At 65.9% G+C, this 22650-nt stretch carries 19 protein-coding genes; 10 read left to right on the top strand and 9 right to left on the bottom strand.

Annotated features, from left to right (window positions below; translation table 11 throughout):
* Positions 1–699: 699 nt before the first annotated feature.
* Genes QX126_RS03800 through QX126_RS03820 form a run of 5 tightly spaced genes read right to left on the bottom strand, consistent with a single transcriptional unit; the run spans position 700 to position 6427 of the window.
* The gene (locus QX126_RS03800) at positions 700–1686 is read right to left on the bottom strand and encodes a 3-hydroxybutyryl-CoA dehydrogenase (protein ID WP_315779410.1); all 987 of its coding nucleotides are present in this window, start codon (positions 1684–1686) and stop codon (positions 700–702) included.
* A complete protein-coding gene (locus tag QX126_RS03805; protein WP_315779411.1) occupies positions 1683–2777 on the bottom strand; it encodes an NAD/NADP octopine/nopaline dehydrogenase family protein in 1095 nt (364 codons plus the stop codon). The genes QX126_RS03800 and QX126_RS03805 overlap by 4 nt, the downstream gene beginning before the upstream one ends.
* Before the next feature lie 19 nt (positions 2778–2796).
* Positions 2797–4311 (bottom strand): long-chain fatty acid--CoA ligase, encoded by a 1515-nt coding sequence (locus QX126_RS03810; protein ID WP_315779413.1) that lies wholly within the window; start codon positions 4309–4311, stop codon positions 2797–2799.
* 2 nt (positions 4312–4313) lie between these two features.
* Entirely contained in the window at positions 4314–5600 is a 1287-nt protein-coding gene (locus tag QX126_RS03815; RefSeq protein WP_315779415.1) for an acyl-CoA dehydrogenase family protein, read from the bottom strand.
* The gene (locus QX126_RS03820; protein WP_315779417.1) at positions 5600–6427 is read right to left on the bottom strand and encodes an alpha/beta hydrolase; all 828 of its coding nucleotides are present in this window, start codon (positions 6425–6427) and stop codon (positions 5600–5602) included. The genes QX126_RS03815 and QX126_RS03820 overlap by 1 nt, the downstream gene beginning before the upstream one ends.
* 168 nt (positions 6428–6595) lie before the next feature.
* On the opposite strand from QX126_RS03820, the gene QX126_RS03825 reads away from it, so the two are divergent.
* The 4 genes from QX126_RS03825 to QX126_RS03840 all read left to right on the top strand — a co-directional run bounded on the left by QX126_RS03825 (position 6596) and on the right by QX126_RS03840 (position 11974).
* Entirely contained in the window at positions 6596–7357 is a 762-nt protein-coding gene (locus tag QX126_RS03825; RefSeq protein ID WP_315779419.1) for an SDR family oxidoreductase, read from the top strand.
* 42 nt (positions 7358–7399) lie between these two features.
* Positions 7400–8236, top strand: coding sequence for an enoyl-CoA hydratase family protein (locus QX126_RS03830; RefSeq protein WP_315779421.1), 837 nt, complete (start codon positions 7400–7402; stop codon positions 8234–8236).
* Positions 8237–8323: 87 nt separating this feature from the next.
* Entirely contained in the window at positions 8324–10672 is a 2349-nt protein-coding gene (locus QX126_RS03835) for a bifunctional salicylyl-CoA 5-hydroxylase/oxidoreductase (RefSeq protein ID WP_315779423.1), read from the top strand.
* Positions 10673–10726: 54 nt separating this feature from the next.
* Entirely contained in the window at positions 10727–11974 is a 1248-nt protein-coding gene (locus QX126_RS03840; RefSeq protein ID WP_315757985.1) for a flavin-dependent oxidoreductase, read from the top strand.
* 10 nt (positions 11975–11984) lie between these two features.
* Here the strand turns inward: QX126_RS03840 and QX126_RS03845 are convergent, their stop codons facing one another.
* Together QX126_RS03845 and QX126_RS03850 are read right to left on the bottom strand one after the other, a co-directional pair.
* Positions 11985–12443: a cupin domain-containing protein gene (locus QX126_RS03845; protein WP_008963203.1), complete on the bottom strand. Its 459-nt coding sequence runs from the start codon at positions 12441–12443 to the stop codon at positions 11985–11987.
* A 20-nt stretch (positions 12444–12463) separates the two neighbouring features.
* The gene (locus tag QX126_RS03850) at positions 12464–13648 is read right to left on the bottom strand and encodes an ABC transporter substrate-binding protein (RefSeq protein WP_315779424.1); all 1185 of its coding nucleotides are present in this window, start codon (positions 13646–13648) and stop codon (positions 12464–12466) included.
* 305 nt (positions 13649–13953) lie between these two features.
* Here QX126_RS03850 and QX126_RS03855 point away from each other — a divergent pair, with 305 nt between their 5' ends.
* The 4 genes from QX126_RS03855 to QX126_RS03870 all read left to right on the top strand — a co-directional run bounded on the left by QX126_RS03855 (position 13954) and on the right by QX126_RS03870 (position 17737).
* Positions 13954–14448, top strand: coding sequence for a MarR family transcriptional regulator (locus QX126_RS03855; RefSeq protein WP_315741180.1), 495 nt, complete (start codon positions 13954–13956; stop codon positions 14446–14448).
* 165 nt (positions 14449–14613) lie between these two features.
* Complete coding sequence (locus QX126_RS03860) at positions 14614–16299, top strand: benzoate-CoA ligase family protein (RefSeq protein ID WP_315779426.1); 1686 nt, start codon at positions 14614–14616, stop codon at positions 16297–16299.
* A gap of 21 nt (positions 16300–16320) precedes the next feature.
* Positions 16321–16767: a RidA family protein gene (locus tag QX126_RS03865; RefSeq protein WP_315741182.1), complete on the top strand. Its 447-nt coding sequence runs from the start codon at positions 16321–16323 to the stop codon at positions 16765–16767.
* Between the two features lie 694 nt (positions 16768–17461).
* On the top strand, positions 17462–17737 hold the full coding sequence (locus QX126_RS03870; RefSeq protein WP_315741183.1) for a hypothetical protein: 276 nt from the start codon (positions 17462–17464) through the stop codon (positions 17735–17737).
* Positions 17738–18161: 424 nt separating this feature from the next.
* Here the strand turns inward: QX126_RS03870 and QX126_RS03875 are convergent, their stop codons facing one another.
* Positions 18162–19529, bottom strand: a complete 1368-nt coding sequence (locus QX126_RS03875) for a vWA domain-containing protein (RefSeq protein ID WP_315779429.1) — start codon at positions 19527–19529, stop codon at positions 18162–18164.
* A gap of 6 nt (positions 19530–19535) precedes the next feature.
* Positions 19536–20495 carry a MoxR family ATPase gene (locus QX126_RS03880; RefSeq protein WP_315779431.1) on the bottom strand — a complete coding sequence of 320 codons (960 nt, stop codon included), beginning with the start codon at positions 20493–20495 and terminating at the stop codon, positions 19536–19538.
* 262 nt (positions 20496–20757) lie between these two features.
* Here QX126_RS03880 and QX126_RS03885 point away from each other — a divergent pair, with 262 nt between their 5' ends.
* Positions 20758–21171, top strand: coding sequence for a TspO/MBR family protein (locus QX126_RS03885; protein WP_315776539.1), 414 nt, complete (start codon positions 20758–20760; stop codon positions 21169–21171).
* Positions 21172–21417: 246 nt separating this feature from the next.
* Positions 21418–22317, top strand: coding sequence for a LysR substrate-binding domain-containing protein (locus QX126_RS03890; RefSeq protein WP_315773063.1), 900 nt, complete (start codon positions 21418–21420; stop codon positions 22315–22317).
* The last annotated feature ends 333 nt before the right edge of the window (positions 22318–22650 follow it).

Below are 22650 nucleotides of genomic sequence, written 5' to 3' on the forward strand. Positions count from 1 at the left end.
GTCCGGTTCGATGAGCGGGGAAGGGAAACGGGGCGTTGCCGAATGGCCCAAGCCACCGCGCCCTTCCTCGACTCTACCGTGAAGACCGTCGCGCAGGGAAGGCCGGGTGTTTCCGGCTGCACCTGTGGTACCTGCCGCCTGCATTCTTTTTCGCAGGCGGGCCGCAGGCGTCAGCCGACGCCTGGCCTTCCCTGCGCCCTCTGCATTTGAAGAGGGGCGAACTGATCGCAACGCTCGGGCGCAAATGCGCCGCGAGAACGAGACGTCATGCCGCCCGCTGTTTGACCCGTGTTCCGATCCACCCACCATTGTCGTCCTGGGCAAGCCGTGACGCGCAAAGCGCGTCGCGGCGCCGACCCGGGATCCATACTCCGCGGCAGTCATTGTTTTGCGAGATGATCGACGCGCGTCCCCAAACTCCTCCCTGGGGTTATGGGTCCCGGCGCTCGCCGGGACGACGGCGGAGTTTGTTGATGCAGTTGCAGTTGATACCCGCAAAGGGCCGGCAGCGACACCGCTGTAGGGTGGGCAAAGCAGCCGCCCGCAGGGCGGTTGCGTGCCCACCGTGCATCCAGGCATGCGGAGCGACATGGTGGGCACGGCGCGCGATGGAGCGCAGCATGAGGCGCGCAGTGTCGCCTGCGCGCCTTTGCCCACCCTACGGCTATGCGCCACGCGACGATCAGCCTCGCTGCGTGCTCAATCCACAACCGGCGGCCGGGCGAGCTTGAAATGCCGCAGCATGTCGACCAGCGCGCCGAGCCGCTGCTCGCGATAGGCTGCGACATCCATACCGGAATAATCGAGGAATCCGGCGCCGGTGCGCAGGCCGATGCGGCCCTCCGCCATGTTGCGCTCGATCACCTCGGGCGCGCGATAGCGGTCGCTGTGGAGCGCGCCCTCGAGATAGCGGCTGGCGTAGTAGAGGATGTCGCCGCCGCCCCAGTCGATGAATTCGAGCAGGCCGAGCACGGCGTAGCGGAAGCCGAAGCCGTAGCGGATCGCCTTGTCGATCTCCTCGGCGCTGGCGACCCCTTCGCCGACCATGCGCGCCGCCTCATTCATGGCGAGCGCCTGGATGCGCGGCACGATGAAGCCCGGCGTGGCCGCGCAGACCACCGGCACCTTGCCGATGCCTTCGAGCAGCGCCTTCAGCCGCGCCGTGACATCGGGATCCGTCGCCTGGCCCGGCGAGATCTCGACCAGCGGGATCAGATAGGCCGGGTTGAGCCAGTGCGCATTCAGGAAGCGCTCAGGCCGCTCCACCGCACCGGAGAGATCATCGACCAGGATCGTCGAGGTCGTCGAGGCGATGATCACGTCGGGCGCGACCGCGCGCGACGCCGCCCCGAGCACCTCGCGCTTGAGGTCCACGATCTCCGGCACGCCCTCGAATACCAGGGTCGTCTGCGCCAGCACATCGCCGCTCGCGCTGGCCGGCGCGACGGCGATATTGCCCATCAGCTTTTCGGCATCGGCGGCTTGCAGCATCCCGAGCCGCGCCAAGGTCGCGAACGTCGCGCCGACCTCGCCGAGCGCGTCGCGCTCCAGCCCGGCGAACTCCTCCGGCGTGCGCGACTTGATGTCGATCATCGTCACGGGATGGCCGGCATAGGCGAAGGCGACGGCGATGCCGCGGCCCATGCGGCCGGCGCCGAGGCAGGCGATATGACCGCGCCCGCTCATTGAGCAAATCCATCACGCAGCAGCGCCTGCAGCGCGGTCCGGTCGAGACCACCAAGGCCGAGGCGGGCGAGCGTGCGTCCCGTTGCCATGAAATCCTCGCCGCAGATCGCACCGCCGATGGCCAGGAAGGCGCGGGCGAGCGGCGTCGGCGTGCCGCTCAGCTCGGCGGCCGAGATCAGGAACGACAGGCCGAGCCTGAGATCCTCGCGCATGTAGCGGTGCTGCGTCAGCACGAGCTGCTCGCGCCAATCGCCGGAATCGGTGAGCCGGTCATGCGAGCCGCGGCCATACATCCAGATCTCGCCCTCCCTGGCGTAGTGATGCGCCAGCGGAAAATGCGGCGCGCCGTAGCCGAGCGCTTCGCGCACCGCAATCCGCTCCGCATCGAGCGCATCGGTGACGCGGCGGATCGAAGGTTGCGTGCCCTCCTTGTGGATGTCCCAGCGCTCGAAATGCTCGATCGGACCTGCATTCATCACGATCAGCGGCGGATGGATGATGCAGCCGGCATTCATCAGCGCGCCCGACAGCGCGTCACCACAGGGCTCGATCACGCCGGGGAAGGCGCGGCCGATGACAGCCAGCGCATGTGCGGCCGTGTTCAGCGGAAACACGCCGACCGGCAGCCGCTTGGCCCGGATGGTGATCGCGACCTCGAACGGGCCGTGCTTGCGCGTCAGCCAGGGCAGCGTGCCGGTCTCGGCGTAGCTGACGTTGGCTTGATTGCCGGCATCACGCGCGGCCGCCGCGAAGATCATCGTGCCGAAGGTCGCCGGCGGCAGGAACACGACCTGACCGTCGACGAGATGCGGCGCAAGTTGGTGCGCGATGGCTGCCTGCGCGAAGGCCGGTGCCGGGCAGAGGATCAGCTCGGCGCCATAGACGGCCTCGCCGATATCCGTCGTGACTAGCGCCAGCCTGGCCTCATGACGGCCATTGACGTCCTTGACGATGATCGTCGAGCCCGCCGCGCGATGCTGCGCGACAGCGTCCGCATCGCGGCGCCACAGACGGACCTCGTGACCTCCGAGCGCGAAATCACCTGCCGCCGCAAAGGAGCCATTGCCGCCGCCGAGCACCGCAATTTTCAAGAGCGCGTCTCCATGCCGATCATTTGGGGCCATCGATCTGGCGCAGCAGATGGTGCTGCACCTTGCCGAGCGCGGTGCGCGGCAGGTCGTCGACGAACACGATGTCGCGCGGCACCTTGAAGCGCGCGAGCTGCGACTGCAGATGCGCCCGCAAGGTCTCCGCGTCGAGCGCACAACCCTGGCGCTTGACCACGAAGGCGACGGGCACTTCGTCCCAGCGCGGATCGGGCCGGCCGATCACGCCGCATTCGACGACGTCGGGATGCTCGCCGAGCACGCGCTCGATCTCGGCTGGGTAGACGTTTTCGCCGCCGGAGATGATCATGTTGTTCTTGCGCTCGAGCACGAAGAAGTACCCCTCGGCATCGCGCTGGGCGATGTCGCCGGTGCGGTACCAGCCGTCATGGATCGCCTGCTGCGTGGCTTTGGCGTTGCCCCAATATTCGAAGAACAGATTGGGCCCGCGCACGGCGATCTCGCCCGCCTTGCCTGCCGAAAGCTCGTCGCCGTCCTTGTCGATGATCTTGGCCTCGCAGCACAGCCCGGGCAGGCCGGTCGAGCCTGCGCGCGAGAGGTCGCCGCCGAGCCGTGTGTAGACCGCGATCGGACAGGTCTCGGTCGAGCCGTAGACCTGCAGCACCGGCACGCCGCGTGCGGTGATGCGTTCGATCAGCGCTGGCGGCACGATGCTCGATCCGGTCGCAACAGCTCTCAGCGAGGACAGGTCCGTCGCGTTCCAATCGGGATGCTCGGTGACGGCCTGAATGGTTGCCGGCACCAGCACGGTCAACGTCGGCCGTTCGTTGACGATCGCCGCCAGTGTCGAATCCGGCGTGAAGCGGGCGTGCAGCGTAACGGCGGCGCCGTGATGCAGCGCCGGCGTAGTCTGGATGTTGAGGCCGCCGACGTGGAACAGCGGCAGCACCGTCAGCACGTGATCGTCGGAGGTGAGGCCATGCATGTGCTGGCTCATCACCCCGTTCCACAGCAACGCCTCCTGGCGCAGCACCGCGCCCTTCGGCCGGCCCGTGGTGCCCGAGGTGTAGACGATCAGCAGCGGGCAGGAGAGGTCGATGTGCGGGTTGCGATCATCGCCGTGACCGCGGCCCAGCAGATCGTCGATCTGCAATCCGCTCGACGGCGCAAAGTCGATGCCGACCGGCACGGTCTCCGGATGGCTCTCGGCGAGCGCCGGCAGCACCGGCGCAAAGGCCTGCTCCAGCACCAGCACCTTGGCGGCAGCATCCGAGAGAATGAAGACCTGCTCGGCCACCGCCAGCCGCCAGTTCAGCGGCACCAGGATCGCGCCGAGTCGCGCACAGGCATAGAGCAAGACCAGATAGTCCGGCCGGTTGAGGCTCAAAATCGCGACGCGGTCGCCGCGTCCGACGCTGAACTCGGATTTCAGCGCCCGCGCTGTCCGCGCTATGCGCTCGCTGAAATCGGCATAGCTCAGCGGCCTGCCTTCGAAGTGGATCGCCGGCTTGTCCGGCGTGAACGCCGCGTTGCGCTCGATCAGGCTGCAGAGGTCCACGCTCAGTCGTCCGTCTCGCCGGGCTCGTACAGTGCCTCGCGGCCGATGCGGTCGAGGCACAATTCGGCGGTCCAGGGCAGCATCAGGGAGCCGCAGCGGCTGTCGCGATAGATGCGCTCCAGCGGCAGCGTCTTCAGCATCGATTGCCCGCCGCAGGTGCGGATGGCGAGCGCCGCCAGATCATTGGCCCCCTCCATCACCGAGTACTGCGCCGCATAGGCGCGCAGCACCTGCTCCTTGCTCGGATTGGCTCGCGCCTCGGTGACGGCCTGGAACCAGATTCCCTTGATCTGCTCCAGCTTGATCTGCATCTGCGCGACCGCGATCTGCTTGGTCGGGTACATCCGCCGCTTGACCGGCGGCATGCCCGGCACCTCGCCGCGCAGATATCTGACGGTGAAGTCATACGCAGCCTGCGCCAGCCCCATATAGGTCGGCGACAACGTCATGAACATGTGCGGCCAGCGCATCGCCGCCTGGAAATAGACGCCGCGCGGCATCAAGGCGGCGTCCTCCTCGACGAAGACATCCTTGAAAAGCAGCGTGCGTGACACCGTGCCGCGCATGCCCAGCGGATCCCAGTCGCCGACGACAGAGACGCCCTCCGTTTTCGCCGGCACCGCGAGATAGAGCGTGTTGCGGCGGGACGCCTTCTCGCCCTCGCTGACCTCGGTGCATAGCACACCATAATAATCTGCGTGTCCGGCGAGCGAGGCGAAGATCTTCTTGCCGTTGACCAGCCAGCCGCCCTTGACCGGCTTGGCCTCGGTACCGAACGCGACGCCGCCCGCTGCCGCCGCGCCACCCTCCGAGAAGGGCTGCGAATAGATCGCGCCGTCGTCGACGACGCGCTTGTAGTGGATCGCGCGCCGCCGCTCGTGCTCGGCGCGGACGTCCTCGTCCATGTCGAGATCGTCGGCGAGCGGTCCGGACCATAAGGTCGAGCAAACGTGCATGTTCCAGGTCAGCGCCGTGGCGCCGCAATAGCGACCGATCTCGGCGGCGGTGAGTGCATAGGTCTGGTAGCCCGCGCCGAGGCCGCCGAGAGCCTTGGGAACGGAGATGCCGAGCAGGCCCGCGCGATGCAGGTCCTTGTAGTTCTCAGTCGGAAAGCTCGCCTCGCGATCCCAGGTCGCGGCGCGGCCCGCCAGCACGCTTTGTCCGAGTTCCCGGGCCCGTGTGATGATGTCGGCCTGCTCGGCCGTGAGCCGATATGGGGCCGGATCGAACATCGGCGCATCGAGGGCTTCGCCGGAGGCCATCGCCGTCTTCTGGACCGGGATCGTCATCATCTCTCCGCTGTCGCTGGTGTTGCATGTGTCGTCAGGAACGTATCGAGTGCGGCGTTGAACTCGCCGGGCCGTTCGAGATTGACGAGATGGCCGGCGCCCTGAAGTTCGACGTAGTCCGACGAGGGAATGAAGCTCGCCATCTTCTCCATCATCGGCGCCGGCGCGTTGCGATCCTTCGAGCCCGAGAGCACCAGCGTCGGCACCTTGATGTCCTTCAAGGCTTGTCGCCGGTCGAAACCGAGCAGGGCCAGCATGCTGGCGCGATAGCTTGCCTCGGGTACACCGGCCATGCAGGAGGTTGCAATTTCAAGGCCGCGCGGATCGGGATCGTCGCCGACCAACTCCTTGACCAGGTCCGGCGCCAGCGACGCCATCGTCGCGCCCCGATCGAGCGGTCCGAGACGCGCCTCGATGAACGACTTCTGCCAGTCGCCGTCGGCCTTGCCGAAGGCCGGGCTGGTCTGAGCCAACACCACGGCCGACGCGGCCTGCGGATGCGTCGTCAACCATTCCTGTACGATCATCCCGCCGATGGAATGACCAACGAGGATCGGCTGCTTGGCGCCGATCTGGCTCAGGAAATCTTGAAGCGCAGCGGCGAGCGTGGTGATGCTGGCCGTCTCGAGCCGGGCGGATTGGCCATAGCCTGGCATGTCCCAGGCCACCGCATGGCGGCGCTCGCCGAAATAGTCGAGCTGACCGCGCCAGGCGCGTGCCGCGCCGCCGATGCCGTGCAGGAACACCACGGTCTGCCGCTCGGGCGCCCCCGACGCCTCGTAGCCGAAGCGGCCGTCCTTCGTGGTGGTGATTTGCGACGCAGGCACGCAGACCTCCGAGATATGCCTGATACCGCTACGCTGCTCGCTCCAGGCCCTTGAACGCTAGTCGCGGCAACCGGGGTGTCAAGGCGCTTCGGGCGTGTTGTTGCAAAAATTTGAAGTTTAAAATAACTTCGAGGCCGCGATCGTATTGTAAGAGATGAGGAGGCGCGCGTGTCGGGATTGCCTGCAGCTGCGCATGCGATGGTGACGGGCGGCGGACGCGGCATCGGCCGCGAGATCGCGCAAGCCCTGAAGCTTGCCGGCGCAACCGTGACGATCGTCGGGCGCAACGGCGCAACGCTCGATGAGGCGATCGCAGCCGGCTGCGCCGATTACGCCGCCATTGCCGATGCTGCCGATCAGGCCGCGCTGAACGTGGCCGTTGCCGCCGCTCTTGCGCGCCAGCCGATCGACATCCTGATTGCCAATGCCGGAAGTGCCGAGTCCGCCCCGTTCCTGAAATCGGATGCCGCGCTGTTCCGTCGCATGATCGACATCAATTTCATGGGTGTCGTGCATGCCGTGCAGGCAGTGCTGCCGGCGATGAGGGCAAAGTCCTATGGCCGCATCGTTGCGGTCGCGTCGACGGCAGGGCTCAAGGGCTATCCTTACGTCAGCGCCTACACCGCAGCGAAGCATGCTGTCGTCGGCCTGACGCGCTCGCTCGCGCTGGAGCTGGCTGCGACGCGCGTGACAGTCAACGCAGTCTGCCCAGGCTTCACCGATACGGATCTCGTCGCCGACAGCGTGGACAACATCATGAAGAAGACCGGCCGCAGCCGGGAGCAGGCGATCGCCGAGCTTGCCAAGCATAATCCGCAGGGGCGGCTCATCATGCCGCAGGAAGTTGCTGATACCGTGCTGTGGCTATGCGGCAGCGGTGCCGGTGCGATCACGGGACAGGCGATCGCTGTGGCCGGCGGCGAGGTGTAGACCGTAACGCCCAACGATAAGATTTGAAGGAAGGAAGCTGACATGTCGAGACACGCCAATCCCGTCACCGTGCCGTTGGCGGACTACAAGCCCAGCCATTTCCTGCTAGCGGTCAAGGATCGCGTCGCGACCGTGACGTTGAACCGGCCCGAGCGCAAGAACCCGCTGACCTTCGAGAGTTATCGCGAACTGACCGACTTCTTCCGGGCCTGCGCGTTCGACGATGACGTCAAGGCGATCGTCGTGGCCGGTGCAGGCGGCAATTTCTCGTCCGGCGGCGACGTGTTCGAGATCATCGGTCCGCTGGTGAAGATGGACACCAAGGGTCTGACCGCCTTCACCCGGATGACCGGCGATCTCGTCAAGGCGATGCGGGCCTGTCCGCAGCCGATCGTCGCGGCGGTCGAAGGAATCTGTGCAGGCGCTGGCGCGATCGTTGCGATGGCCTCCGATATCAGGCTGGCTGCAGCCGGTGCCAAGGTCGCGTTCCTGTTCAACAAGGTCGGCCTTGCCGGTTGCGACATGGGGGCCTGCGCGATCCTGCCGCGCATCATCGGTCAGTCCCGCGCGTCCGAACTGCTCTACACCGGCCGGTTCATGAGCGCGGAGGAGGGCGAGCGCTGGGGCTTCTTCAGCCGCATCGTCGCACCCGCCGACGTGCTGGCGCAGGCCGTGGTGTTGGCAACCGAGATCGCGAACGGCCCGACTTTCGCCAACACGATGACCAAGCGCATGCTGGCGATGGAATGGGCGATGTCGGTCGAGGAGGCGATCGAAGCCGAGGCAGTTGCCCAGGCCTTGTGCATGACGACGGAGGATTTCAATCGCGCCTTCGAGGCCTTCGCGGCCAAGTCGAAGCCGGTCTTCCAGGGCAATTGACAAGCGGAGGGAACCGAAGGGGCTTGCCAGGAGATATTTTAGGGTTAAAATAATTTTCATTGGCTCGGCTCTCCAGTGGAGGCGCTCATGAAGATCGCGATCATCGGCGGCGGACCTGCCGGTCTCTATGCGGCGATATTGCTCAAGAAGCAGCGGCCCAGCGCCGACATCGCGGTCTACGAGCGCAACCGCGCCGACGACACGTTCGGATTCGGCGTGGTGTTCTCCGATGCCACGCTCGACAATTTCGAGAAGCATGACCTGCCGAGCTACCAGCGGATCACCCAGGAATTCGCCTACTGGGATGATATTGCCGTGCATTTCCGCGGCACGGTCCACCGGGTCGGCGGCAATGGTTTCTGCGGCTGCTCGCGCCGCACGCTGCTGCGAATCCTGCAGGAGCGAGCGCGCGAGCTGGGCGTGACCCTGCAGTTCGAGGTCGACCTCGAGGACGAGTCGCAATTCGCTGATGCGGATCTCCTGATCCTGTCTGACGGCATCAACAGCCGCTTCCGCCAGAAATACGTCGATCACTTCCAGCCCGAGGTCGATCTGCGCGCCAACAAGTTCGCGTGGATGGGATCGACCAAGCCGCTCGACGCCTTCACCTTCATCTTCCAGGAGACGGAGTGGGGCCCGTTCATCGCGCACGCCTATCAGTACGAGACGGGCCATTCGACCTGGATCTTCGAGACCGATCCAGAGACCTTCGAGCGGGCCGGCCTGACCGGGCTCGATGAGCGGCAATCCGCCGACCGCATGAAGGAGATCTTCGGCTGGTTCCTCGGTGATCATCCGCTGCTGATCAACCGCTCGATGTGGCGCAACTTCCCGATGATCCGCAACAAGCGCTGGGTCAAGGACAACATGGTGCTGCTCGGCGACGCCAAGTCGACCGCGCATTTCTCGATCGGCTCGGGCACCAAGCTCGCGATGGAAGACGCGATCGCGTTGGCTGACGTCATGCAGCGCGCGCCCAGTATTCCGGCCGCACTGGATCTTTATGAGCATGGCCGCCGCGAGGAGGTCGAGAAGACGCAGCATGCCGCCGACGTGTCGCTGGTCTGGTTCGAGCACGTCGACCGCTTCTGGGATTTCGATCCGGTGCAGTTCGCGTTCGGCGTGATGACGCGCTCGAAGGCGATCACCTACGACAATCTCACCTTGCGCGCGCCGGATTTCGTGGCCGAGGTCGACAAGGCGTTCGCGCGGCAGGTTCGCGCGAAGGGCTTCGACGTCGACGTCGAGAAGCCGGTCGCGCCGATGTTCCAGCCGCTCAAGCTGCGCGAGATGACGATCGCAAATCGCGCGGTGCTGTCGCCGATGTGCATGTACTCGGCGGCGGAGGGTGTGCCCGGCGATTTCCATCTCGTGCACTATGGCTCGCGCGCGATCGGCGGCGCCGGTCTGCTGTTCACCGAGATGACCTGCGTCAGCCGCGAGGCCCGCATCACGCCCGGCTGCGCCGGTCTGTGGAACGACGCGCAGGAGGCCGCCTGGAAGCGCATCGTCGATTTCGTTCACGCCAACTCGCAAGCCAAGTTCGCGCTGCAACTTGGCCATGCCGGACGCAAGGGCGCGACCAAGCTGATGTGGGACGGCATGGACCGGCCATTGGAGCAGGGCGGCTGGGACATCGTGTCGGCGTCGCCGCTGCCGTACTTCCCTGACAGCCAGGTGCCACGCGAGCTCGACCGCGCGGCGATGGACGCGATCAAGGCCGATTTCGTCGCCGCGGCCGAGCGTGGCGAGCGCTGCGGCTTCGACATGCTCGAGCTGCACTGCGCCCACGGCTATCTGCTGGCGAGCTTCATCTCGCCGTTGACCAACAAGCGGACCGACGCGTATGGCGGCGCGCTGGAGAACCGGCTGCGCTTCCCGCTGGAAGTGTTTGCCGCGATGCGCGCGGCGTGGCCGGCGCACAAGCCGATGTCGGTGCGCATCTCCGCCACCGACTGGGCCGAGGGCGGCGTCGCTGGTGACGACGCGGTGCTGATCGCCCGCGCCTTCGGCGAGGCGGGCGTCGATCTCGTCGACGTCTCGACCGGTCAGACGGTGCGCGAGGCCAAGCCGATCTACGGCCGCATGTTCCAGACGCCATTCTCCGATCAGGTCCGCAACGAGGCCCACGTCGCCACCATGTGCGTCGGCAACATCACCTCGGCCGATCAGGTCAACACCATCCTTGCCGCCGGCCGCGCCGATCTCGTCGCGCTCGGCCGCCCGCATCTGGTCGACCCCGCCTTCACCATGAAGGCCGCGGCCTGGTATGGCGCCGACATGTTCTGTCCGCCGCAATATCTGCCGGGCAAAGAGCAGATCTTCCGCAACAGCGTGCGGGATCGGCAGGATTTCGAGGAGCTGAAGATTAAGGCTAAGCCGAAAACGCGGGCGGAGCTGAAGGCCGAGGCGTCGAAGCCGCTTGCGGCGGAGTGAGCCGCTGTGCCACGCTGCGGCCCGGTACGTCCTGAGCGAGTGGAGTAGGGCGCGATGAAGGCGATCATCGTTGGCGGCGGTATCGGTGGATTGACCACGGCGCTGATGCTGCGGGCGCGCGGCATCGACTGTGAGCTGTTCGAGCAGGCGGATGCGATCCGCGAGCTCGGCGTCGGCATCAACACCCTGCCGCACGCGATCCGCGAGCTCGCCCAGCTCGGACTGCTCGACCGGCTCGACCAGGTCGCCATCCGCACCTCCGAGCTGTTCTACCTGACTCGGCGCGGCCAGGAGGTCTGGCACGAAGCGCGTGGGCTCGACGCCGGCCATGACGTGCCGCAATTCTCGATCCACCGCGGCCGGCTGCAGAGCGTGATCCACCAGGCGGTGGTGGAGCGGCTCGGGCCGGAGAAGGTCCACACCGGCTGCCGGCTCGGCGCCTTCACCCAGGACGAGGGCGGGGTCACCGCCTATTTCTTCGATCGCACCGGGTCTCATGTCCACACCGTCCGTGGCGACGTGCTGATCGGCGCCGACGGCATCCATTCCAAGGTCCGGCAGACGCTGTTCCCCAACGAGGGCGCGCCGTGCTGGAACGGCCTGATGCTGTGGCGCGGCGCCACCGACTGGCCGGTGTTTTTGACCGGGCGGTCGATGATCATCGCCGGCGGCCTGAACGCCAAGGCGGTGATCTATCCGATCGCCGAGGGCTCGAGCCCCGCCACCCGCCTCACCAACTGGGCCGTGCTGGTGCGCATCGGCGATGCCAACACCGCGCCGCCGCGGCGTGAGGACTGGTCGCGGCTCGGCAAGACGGACGAGCTGATGCCGCATGTCAACGGCTTCTCCATTCCCCAGGTCGACTTCGCCGCCATGGTGCGGGCGACGCCGGAGTTCTGGGAATATCCCTGCTGCGACCGCGATCCGCTGCCGTACTGGTCGAGCGGCCGCGTCACCTTGTTGGGCGATGCCGCGCATCCGATGTACCCGGTCGGCTCCAACGGCGCCTCGCAGGCCATTCTCGATGCCCGCGCGCTCGCCGATGCCTTGGCCCGCTCCGAGCATCCGCGCCAGGCGCTGATGGCCTATGAGCAGAAGCGGCTGCCGATGACCGCCGAGATCGTCGCCTCGAACCGCCGCGGCGGCCCCGAGGGCGTCATCGATGCCGTCGAGCAGCTTGCGCCGCAGGGCTTCACCGACATCAACACCATCCTGAACTACGAGGCCCGCGAGGGCATCGTGCGCGGCTATGCCAGCCGGGCCGGCTTTGCCGCGCGGATGGTCACGCGGCAAGCCTCGTAGCATCAGATCCTCACGCCCCCGGAGGCGGGGGCAGGAAGTGGATGTTGTGCTCGGCGGCGAGCTTGACCACGTCGTCGGGGTTCTGCTCGCGCATGTTGTGGATCGCCCAGAACAGCTCGTAGAGCCGCCGCGTCGGCGACACCCAGAACAGCGTCTTGGCCGTCTGCTGCGACTTGTTGAAGATGCCGTGCGGCTTGCCCATCGGCAGCCGCACCGTGTCGCCGGCGGTGGCGTATTCCTCGGCGCCGTCGAGGAAGAAGTCGAGCCGGCCTTCGAGGATGTAGAGATATTCGTCCTGGTCGGGATGGATGTGCGGCGGCACGAAGGTGCCGACCGGGAACGTCGCATGCCAGGAGAAGCTGTGCTCGGTGCGGTTCTTCGGCACATAGATCTGGCCGAGGATGTTCCAGGAGATGCCCTGGATGCCCTCATTGGCCCGGGTGATGCCGGCGATTTCCGGATGGCTCATGTTGGTTTCGCTCCGTGTTTTTACTTGGCCGCACAGTCCTTGGCGTAGCGGTCGGCGTAGTTCTCGAACACCTTCTGCACGATCTCGGTCTGGAACTTGCCGTCCGGACGCTTGGCGACCTTGGTTAGATAGAAGTCCTGGATCGGGTAGCCGTTGGTGTTGAATTTGAAGTTGCCGCGCAGCGAGGCGAAATCGGCCTTCTTCAGCGCCGCGGCCACGGCATCCTTGTTGCTGAGGTCGCCGCCGACCGCCTTCACGGCGCTGTCGATCAGCAGCGCGGCGTCATAGGCCTGCATGGCGTAGGTGCCGGGCACGCTGTTGTAGGCGGCCTCGTAACCGGCGACGAACTTCTTGCTCTGCGGATTGTCGAAATTCGGTGCCCAGTTGGCGCCGCCGAACATTCCGACCGCGGCATCCTGCTGCGCAGGGAGCGTGGACTCGTCGACGGTGAAGGCGGAGAGCACCGGGACGCTGTCGGCAAGGCCCGCCTGCTTGAATTGCTTGACGAGGTTCACGCCCATGCCGCCCGGCATGAAGGTGAACACGGCGTCCGGCTTTTGCGAGGAGATCTTGGACAGCTCGGGCTGGAAGTCGAGCGTGTTGAGCGGAACGTAGGACTCTTCGACGATCTCGCCCTTGTAGTCGAGCTTGAAGCCGGCGACGCTATCGCGCCCGGCCTGATAGTTCGGCACCAGCAGATACATCTTCTTGTAGCCGCGGTCCTGTGCGACCTTGCCGAGAACCGCGTGCACCTGGTCGTTCTGGTACGACGTCACATAGAAATACGGGCTGCACTCCTTGCCAGCGTAGCTCGACGGACCGGCATTCGGGCTGATCAGGAAGGTCTTGTTCTCCGTGATCGGGCGGTGGATCGCCTGCAGCATGTTGGAGAAGATCGGGCCGACGACGAAGTCGACCTTGTCGCGCTCGAGCAGGCCCTTGGCCTTGGTGATCGCGGCGTCCGGCTTCAGCTCGTCGTCGGCGACGACCACCTCGACGTCCTTGCCGCCCATCTTGCCGCCGAGGTCCTTGATCGCGAGATTGAAGCCGTCGCGGACCTGCCCGCCGAGCGCGGCGGCCGGCCCCGAAAGGGTGACGATGACGCCGATCTTGATCTTGTCGGCGGCCAGCGTCGGCTGCGCCAGCAGGCACGCGACGACGCCAAGTCCAGCGCCGAGACCGACCAGCTTCGAACTCACTTTCATGACAACTCCCCCGGATGCGGAAATTCAGGTTTATGTTTTTTGCACCTGACCAGATGATGCGTCAGACCGCAGCTTGGTCTCAAGCCTAGTCCGATGACGCCCTTACCCGCAAGCGAGCTGCCTGCGGTGAACGGCGGTTTCGGCTGCATGCAAGCAGCGCGCCAATTGCTTGAAGGTTAAAGGAATTACCGTCCTTCCTCCTCTGCCACAGGGGACGGTACGTTTTTCCTTGCTCCCGGAAGGTCCTGAAGGTCAAACTCGCGAGCCTCGCTGGACGAGGCTGAACGTGCCCAAGTGATTCCGTCATGACGCTTGATTCCGAGACCAAGGCCGTCGAGCTGCCCGAGGACCATGCCGAGGAGCTGCGGCTGTGGCTGCGCCTGCTCACCTGCACGACCCTGATCGAGGGCGAGATCCGCAGCCGGCTGCGCGAGCGCTTCGACGTGACCCTGCCGCGTTTCGACCTGATGGCGCAGCTCGACAAGGCGCCTGATGGCATGACCCTGTCCGATGTCTCCAAGCGCATGATGGTTTCGAATGGAAACGTGACCGGGCTGGTCGAGCGCCTGGTCGAATCCGGCCATCTCGATCGCCGCACTTCGGAGACCGATCGTCGGGTTCAGGTGATCCGCCTGACCAAGCTCGGCCGCGCCGAATTCCGCAAGATGGCGGCCGAGCACGAGACCTGGATAGCGGACATCTTCGGCGATCTCACGGAGAAGGACGTGCGTGAGCTGATGCGGCTGCTCGCCAAGACCAAGGGATCGGCGCAGAAAGCCGTGCAGCGCCGGCAGGATTGACGCGAGCCTGACAGGACGTCGCAGGCGACGCTGCTGCGCGCGGCAAACGCTCAAACAATTTGCTGGCAGTGCACAATCTTCGGCTCTTGCGTCCAGATGTTTTAAGTCTAAAATGTTTAGGACTGAAACGTACCGGGCGTCTTTCCTTTCAGACAGGAGCCTGTGATGGCCACCGCCGCCAAAGCTCAACTTCCGGACAGCGCAAAGGCGCATAGCGCCCATGTCGACACCTTCGCTCAGGACAATCTGCCGCCGCGCGAGCTGTGGCCCGACTTCGTGTTCAGCCGGCCCGAATTCCACTATCCGCCACGGCTGAACTGTGTGACGCATTTCGTCGACCGCTGGGTCGAGGAAGGGCGGGGCGATGCGCCCTGCATCATCAGCACCGAGGTCAGCTATACCTATTCCGAGCTGCAGGCCCTGGTGAACAAGATCGCCAACGTGCTCGTCAGCAAGCTCGGCCTGGTGCCCGGCGGCCGCGTGCTCTTGCGCTCCGCCAACAACCCGATGATGGTTGCCACCTATCTGGCCGTCATCAAGGCCGGCGGCATCGTCGTCGCCACCATGCCGCTGTTGCGCGCAAAGGAGCTGTCCTATCCGATCCAGAAGGCGCAGATCGCGCTGGCGCTGTGCGACGGCAAGCTCGCCGACGAGATGGAAAAGACGCGCGCGGTCGCGCCGGCGCTGAAGCAGGTCGTCTACTGGGGCAATGGAAAGCCCGACTCGCTGGAAGCGCTGATTGCGGATGTCAGCCCTGAGTTCACCGCGGTCGATACCGCCTCCGACGATCTCTGCTTGATCGCCTTCACCTCGGGCACGACCGGCGATCCGAAAGGCACGATGCATTTCCACCGCGACATGCTGGCGGTCTGCGACGGCTACGCCCGCAACGTGCTGCGCGCCAATCAGGGCGACCGCTTCATCGGCACGGCGCCGCTCGCCTTCACCTTCGGCTTCGGTGGAGTGCTGTTTCCGATGCATATCGGCGCCTCCTATGTCGTGCTGGAGAAGACGACGCCAGACGATCTGTTGTCGGCCATCGAGCGCTACAAGGCGACCGTCTGCTTCACCGCCCCGACGGCGTATCGCGCCATGCTCGGCAAGCTCGAAGGCCGTGACATCTCCTCGTTGCGCAAATGCGTTTCCGCTGGCGAGACGCTGCCCAAGCCGACCTTCGATGCCTGGCTCAAGGCGACGGGTCTGAAGCTGATGGACGGCATCGGCTCCACCGAGATGCTGCACATCTTCATCAGCGCCGTCGAGGACGAGATCCGGCCCGGCGCCACCGGCAAGCCGGTGCCGGGCTACGAGGCCAAGATCATCGACGATGAAGGCCGCGACGTGCCGCCGGGGACCATGGGGCGGCTCGCGGTGCGCGGGCCCACCGGCTGCCGCTATCTCGCCGACGAGCGTCAGCGCAAATATGTCCAGAACGGCTGGAACGTCACCGGCGACACCTACGTCATGGATGCGGACGGCTACTTCTGGTACCAGTCGCGGTCGGACGATATGATCGTGTCGTCCGGCTACAACATCGCCGGGACCGACGTCGAGGCGGCGCTGCTGACCCATCCCGCGGTCGCCGAATGCGGCGTGGTTGGTGCGCCCGACGAGGCCCGTGGCATGGTCGTGAAAGCCTATGTCGTGCTGGCGCCGGGTGCGGAAGGCACCCCGGCGCTCGTGGCCGAGCTGCAGGAGCATGTCAAACGCGAGATCGCGCCGTACAAATATCCGCGCGCGATCGAGTTCGTGACGCAGCTGCCCAAGACCGAGACCGGCAAGCTGAAGCGGTTCGCCCTGCGCGCGATCGCACAGGCAGCCGCTGCGCCATCGTCGGGCACGGGCGCGTAGCAGAGACAGGGAGAGACGTTCGTGAGCACGACCAAAGCGCCCACGCTCGCCGTGGTGAAGCAGGAGGAGGGCGAAGGCCTGCGCGTCCTGCAGCCGAGCGGCTGGCCGATGCCGAAGGGCTATGCCAACGGCATCAGCGCGGACGGACGGATCGTCGTGACCGGCGGCGTCATCGGCTGGGACGCGAACGAGACGCTGGCCGAGGGCTTCGTGGCGCAGGTCCGGCAGGCGCTGCAGAACATCGCCGCCATCCTGGCCGAGGGCAACGCCGGGCCGGAGCATCTGGTGCGGCTGACTTGGTACGTCGTCGACATGGACGAGTATCTCGCCAACCTGAAGGATCTCGGCAGGATCTATCGCGAGATCTTCGGCAGCCACTATCCGGCGATGGCGCTGGTGCAGGTGGTGCGGTTGGTCGAGAAGGCCGCGCGCGTCGAGATCGAGGCGACCGCGGTGGTGCCGCGCTGAGGGCGACGTTCGAACGCGCAGGCCGGATGAGATATCAGGATGTGACATCGCGTTCTCGCGGCGCAGATGCGTCCGAGCCTTGCTGATCGATAACCCCCGGTAAAATCGAGGGCGCAGGGAAGGCCGGGTGTCCACCACACCCGCGGCCCCCGTGCGAAAAAAGTGCACGGGGCAGGAACCACAGGTGGGCCGAACATTCCGGCCTTCCCTGCGCGATGGTCTGACGGTTTATACGTGGTCTCCCTGGTGCACCGGGCGTGTTGGCCACCATGGCGCGCGCAATGCGCTGGGCATTGTCACGCACGTGATACCAGCATCGGGGTATCAGGACATCACGACTTCACCGTACGCCGCCACATCACTCGTCCGCGCGAGATGCGCATGATGCGAGCCGCGTCCATCGCAGCCTGCCTCACGTATCGTGACGACGCGTACGCCCCTCTTCACGAAGCAGGATGGCCGCAACCATCGGTCTGATTTGCCCGACAGCACAAGGCCTGAGCGCTGCGACATGGTAACGCGACGGGCAGTCACACACGGGATCACAGTTCTCGCGCCGTGCGTCGTCACGGACCGAACAAATATGGTCGCTTGATGAGCTTGCTGCCGAACGAAGGGCCAGACATCGCCATGCCGCAGACAAAAACCTGTTCGAGCGTGGCAGCGCAGTGGCGGGTGAGAGCAGGGGGCAGATTTGGACTGGAAATTCTTCGTGACGACGGCGCTGGCTGCCGCCATCGGGGCTGCGGCCGGTGCATTGGCGTTGGCAAGTGCTGGTGGCGGCGGCATAGAACATCAGGCCGACGCCAAGATGCTGGAAATCGGCGTCGCCATCCTGCGCGAGCCGGCGCGGGTGGATGATGATCCGATGCGATCATGGGCGGTGAAAGTGGTGGAGAAGAAGTCCGGCGTGAGTTTTACCGATCAGCAGCGCGCGGCGCTATTGAAGCGGGCGGCGGGGGGACGGTAGATCAGCGATCCGCTGAATTGCGTGGGCAAAGGCGTGCCTGCGCGATTGCCTGTTTGTCGATGCTGTGTGATAGCAGCCGTGCTGACCATCTTGTGCTGATAGATTTTAGTCGGCGCGCCCCGTGGACTCGGGACCGGTGTCATCAGGTGTCAGAACCAGTTGTGCCTCACGTTCCGGCCGGTGGTTATGGGTCCCGGCGTTCGCCGGGACGACAGTTGTGAGTGGGGCGCACAGCTGTGTAGGACGGCCCCAGTCGAGCGACAACCACCGCTGTCGTCCCGGCGAACGCCGGGACCCATACCGCGGGACTTTCCTTGGGCCCGAATGGGAGAGATATCCAAGGCCCAGACGCGCTGCTCCATCATGTTGTCATTGGGAGGCGCGCAGCTTCGCTGCGCTCGCAATGATGGAGTGAGAGCGGGGGCTACTGATACGCCGACACGATGTCGCTGACGGCGCGCTCCAGCTGCTGCGCGGTCGCGCACGGGCGGACGACGTTGCAGAAGGTCTGGTAGCGCGGCATCTCGGAATCGCCCCAGCCCCAGGTCACGCGCCCTTCGGGGTTGAGCCAGACGACGCGCTTGGCGCGCTCCGAGATGGCTTTCAGGATGTCGGCGCGTGGGTCGAGCTTGTTGCTGCGGGCGTCGCCGAGCACGATCACGGTGGTCTGCGGCGTGACCGAGGCCATGAACTGCTTCTCGAAATCGACCAGCGAGCTGCCGTAGTCCGACGAGCCGAAGCCGACCTTGTCCATGATCTCGGCCATCGCCTCCTCGGCGGATTTCTGCTCGAGGATGCCACTGACCTCGATCAGGTGGCCGGAGAACGCGAACGAGCGGACGTCGCTGACGACGTCATGCAGGCTGTGGATCAGCAGCAGGAAGAAGTCCGAGACGCGGGCGACCGAGCCGGAGACGTCGCACAGCGCCACGATCTTCGGGCGGTCGCGATGCCGGCGCTTCCAGGCGGTGAGGAAGGGCACACTGCCCCAGGCGGCGTTGCGGCGAAGCGTGCGGCGGACGTCGAGATGGCCGCGGCGCTGGCGCTTGCGCGGCTTGCTGTAGCGCTCGCGCAGGCGGCGGGCGATCTGCCGGATCAGCGCCCGCATCGCCGCGACCTGGCGCGGCTCAATGCGCGATAGCTGCGCGTTGCGCAGGATCTCGTGGCGCAAATTCTCGGTTTCCTCGCGGCCGTACAGTGCGAGCGCCTGCGCAACGGCATCACGCACGGTGTCGCGCAGGCCATCGAGCCCGGCCTGCAGCCGTTCGGCCAGCGCAGGATTGCTTTCGGTCAGTGCGTCCAGATCGTCGCGCAGTCGCTGGATGCCCATCGTCTCCAGCATGCGGCTGGAGAACAGACCGCGCTGGGTGAAGTAGCGGATCTCGGAAAGGCCGACGGCGCTGGAGGCGTTGGCGATCGCAGCCGAGATCTCGGCCGTGCTCTGCGCGAGCAGCATCTGGGCAAGGGGGCCGAGCTCGGTATTCGCTTTGCCGGTCTGCTGCCCCAACGTCGGCGCTGGCTGGGCTTCGGTCTGCGCCGCCTCCTCTGATCCCTCGTTCGTCTCTGCCTGTGCCGGATCGACATGGGCGAAGAACAGATCGAAGCAGGCGCCAAGCGCCTTCTTCTCGTCCTCGCTCTTGGCCAAGGTCAGCAGCAGGCTGTCGCGCAGCACGGTGCGATCGGACAGGCCGACGGTCGCGACCGCGCGCATCGCGTCGATGCTCTCGGCCGGCGAGACATGCACGCCGGCGCCGCGAGCGGCGCGAAAGAAGCGATGCAGGTTCTCCTGCATGGGGCCCTATCCGAAGATGTTCTGGCGCTGCGCCTTGGCGACGAAGGTCGTCACCTGCGGCAGCGCCACCTCGATATCGGACTCGTATTTCAGCAGCACGTTGAGCGTATCCTTCACCACGTCATGGCCGAGCTCGGCCGCCTGCAGCAGCACCAGCACGCGCGCCCAGTCGATGGTCTCGCTGACCGACGGCTGCTTCTTCAGGTCGAGCGTGCGGATGTCATGGATGAAAGCCACGAGCTGCCGCCGCAGGGTTTGCGAGATGCCGGGGATGCGGCTCTCGACGATGCGCTCCTCCAGCTTCTGCTCGGGGAAGCCGATGTGCAGATGCAGGCAGCGCCGCTTCAGGGCGTCGCCGAGATTGCGCTCGGAGTTAGAGGTCAGGATCACGGTCGGCGGCTTGGCGGCGGCGATGCTGCCGAGCTCGGGGATCGTGACCTGGAAGTCCGACAGGATCTCCAGCAGCAGCGACTCGAACTCGGCGTCGGACTTGTCGATCTCGTCGATCAGGAGCACGCAGCCATCAGGCTCGAGCAGGGCCTGCAACAGCGGCCGGGGTTCGACGAATTCCTTGGAGAAGAACACGTCGCCGAAATCATGCAGCTGGGCGAGCGCCGCGTGCAGCGTCTGCGCGCCGCCGAGCACCTCGCCGAGCTTGTCCTTCAGGATCTGGGTGTAGAGCAGCTGCTTGGCGTATTTCCACTCATACAGCGCCTTGGCCTCGTCGAGCCCCTCGTAGCATTGCAGCCGGATCATCTTGAGGCCGCGCCAGGCGGCGATGGCCTTGGCGAGCTCGGTCTTGCCGACGCCGGCCGGGCCCTCGACCAGGATCGGCTTGTCGATCGCCTGCGACAGGTAGACGGCGGTGGCGATCTGGCGGCTGGCGATATAGCCCTGGGCGGCGAGGCCGGCTTCGACGGCCGCGATCGAGGCGATGGCTGAAGAGGGGGCCGGGGAATCAGCCACTGATCGAACTCCGTTTCCTTGGGCAGTCGGACCTGGAGCTGACGTGATCGGCGGTCCGGTCCCTGCGATGCCCGTCAGGCGAAACCCCTGACATTTGCTGGCTTTGTGTTATGTCCTGGCTACGCGCCCGGCCCATCCTTGTCCAGTGCGGGCGCGTCGGCAGGGCAGCATGGCTGCCTGTCCCGGATCGACGGACCCCGAAAATCACGCCGAGCGGAATATGAACCGATCCATCCTGCATCTCCTCGTCCTCTTGGTTCTCGTGGTCGGAGGCGGCTGGATCATCGGCGCCTCGAACCTGCCCGGCGCCTGGTACGGCTCGCTCAACAAGCCCTGGTTCACCCCGCCGGGCTGGCTGTTTCCGATCGCCTGGACCGTGCTCTACATCCTGGTCGCGATCGCCGGCTGGCGGACCTATGAGCGCGTCGGCAGCGGTGCGGTGATGCAGGTGTGGTGGGGCCAATTGGTCCTGAACTTCGCGTGGTCGCCGGTGTTCTTCACCGCGCATCTGATGTGGGTGGCGTTCGCGATCATCGTCAGCATGTTCGTCTTGATCGTGACCTTCATCGTGATGCAATGGCGCGACGACCGGATCGCGGCGCTGCTGTTCGTGCCCTATGCCTGCTGGGTCGCGTTTGCGTCCGCGCTGAATTTTTCGGTGAACGTGCTGAACTGAGATGAGGCGGCTGATGGGGCGAAGCTTAGGACGGTTCGCCAGGCTGCCGCGGCATCCTCCGCCGTCGTCCCGGCGAACGCCGGGACCCATACCGCGGACGGCCGATTGTTGGAAACGGCTCTGCGTCATCTTTCTTTCTCGACAGAGGGCCCCGGTGGTTATGGGTCCCTGCTTTCGCAGGGACGACAGCGGAGGGTGGGGCAGCCGGCTGTGCATACTGAGGCATGATGTTCGAGGCCTCCAGCCATGAACCTCAAGCAGCTCGAATATTTCGTGCAGGTCGCCGAGCTCGGCTCGTTCAGCAAGGCGGCAAGCGTGCTCGACGTGGCGCAGCCGGCGCTGTCGCGGCAGGTGCGGGCGCTGGAATCCGAGCTGAAGCAGCAGCTGTTCGCGCGCAACGGCCGTGGGGTGGCGCTGACCGAAGCCGGCAAGCGGCTGCTCGATCATAGCGTCGGCGTGCTGCAATTGGTGGCGCATGCGCGCGAGGATCTCGGCGCCAGCCGCGACGCGCCGGTCGGCCGCGTCACCATCGGCCTGCCGCCGAGCATCGCGCGGCAATTGACGCTGCCGCTGATCGACCGCTTCCGCAAGGAGTTTCCGGCGGCGCGGCTCGCCGTGGTCGAAGGCCTGTCGACGCATGTGGTGGAGTGGGTGACCACGGGGCGTATCGATGTCGGCATGGTCTACAATCCCGAGGCCCAGGCCGGCATCGAAATTACGCCGGTGCTGCAGGAGCCCTTGGCGCTGGTGAGCCACGCGCCGAAGGGCAAGCGCCGCGTCACCGCGCCGCTGCCGATGGCCGAGCTGTCGCGCTATCAGCTGATCATGCCGGAGCGGGTGCATGCGATGCGGCGTCTGCTGGAGACGCAAGCCGCGCTCGCCGGGATCAAGCTCGACATCGCCTGGGAAGTGTCGAGCGTGCCCTCGATCATCGACCTCGTCTGCGCCGGCTACGGCCACGCCGTGCTGACCCCGAGCGGCGTCGCCGCGTCCGGGCGCGCGAGCGAGCTCGCGATCCGTCCACTGACCGAGCCGGCGCCGACCAGCGTGCTGTGCCTCGTCACCTCGGCGCACAAGCGCCCGACGCCGCTGGCGCAGCACACGATGAAGCTGGCGACGGCGCTGATCAGGAAGCTGCCGCGGTAACTGAAGCACTCTGTATCCGCTCTACCGATGCCGACCCTCCCCTGGAGGGGGAGGGTCGGTCGCCTGCGAAGCGGGCGAGCGGGGGTGGGGTGAAGCCACGGGCGCCGGAGCACCTGGAGAGATCACCCCACCCCGGCTCACTTGCGCTGCGCTCAAGTGAGCCGACCCTCCCAGGGGCGGGTGGAGCCCGGGGCGTCTACGTGATGCGCAGTCCGCAGCCCAGACCCGTTGAGACCCGTTCTAAAATCAGCATGGCTCACCTGATATCTTATGCCGTTTTGGAATAGCTGATAGACGCAGCCCGGCGCTGGCGCGCCCTGTCGCGCCCGGTCA

The organism is Bradyrhizobium sp. SZCCHNPS1003 (assembly GCF_032381555.1).
GTDB lineage: Bacteria > Pseudomonadota > Alphaproteobacteria > Rhizobiales > Xanthobacteraceae > Bradyrhizobium.

Coding starts and splice junctions, on each gene's coding strand:
- QX126_RS03875 (WP_315779429.1), bottom strand. CDS start 19,529: ATGCAGGAGAACCTGCATCGCTTCTTTCGCGCCGCTCGCGGCGCCGGC.
- QX126_RS03890 (WP_315773063.1), top strand. CDS start 21,418: ATGAACCTCAAGCAGCTCGAATATTTCGTGCAGGTCGCCGAGCTCGGC.
- QX126_RS03845 (WP_008963203.1), bottom strand. CDS start 12,443: ATGAGCCATCCGGAAATCGCCGGCATCACCCGGGCCAATGAGGGCATC.
- QX126_RS03840 (WP_315757985.1), top strand. CDS start 10,727: ATGAAGGCGATCATCGTTGGCGGCGGTATCGGTGGATTGACCACGGCG.
- QX126_RS03815 (WP_315779415.1), bottom strand. CDS start 5,600: ATGACGATCCCGGTCCAGAAGACGGCGATGGCCTCCGGCGAAGCCCTC.
- QX126_RS03850 (WP_315779424.1), bottom strand. CDS start 13,648: ATGAAAGTGAGTTCGAAGCTGGTCGGTCTCGGCGCTGGACTTGGCGTC.
- QX126_RS03830 (WP_315779421.1), top strand. CDS start 7,400: ATGTCGAGACACGCCAATCCCGTCACCGTGCCGTTGGCGGACTACAAG.
- QX126_RS03855 (WP_315741180.1), top strand. CDS start 13,954: ATGACGCTTGATTCCGAGACCAAGGCCGTCGAGCTGCCCGAGGACCAT.
- QX126_RS03835 (WP_315779423.1), top strand. CDS start 8,324: ATGAAGATCGCGATCATCGGCGGCGGACCTGCCGGTCTCTATGCGGCG.
- QX126_RS03800 (WP_315779410.1), bottom strand. CDS start 1,686: ATGAGCGGGCGCGGTCATATCGCCTGCCTCGGCGCCGGCCGCATGGGC.
- QX126_RS03860 (WP_315779426.1), top strand. CDS start 14,614: ATGGCCACCGCCGCCAAAGCTCAACTTCCGGACAGCGCAAAGGCGCAT.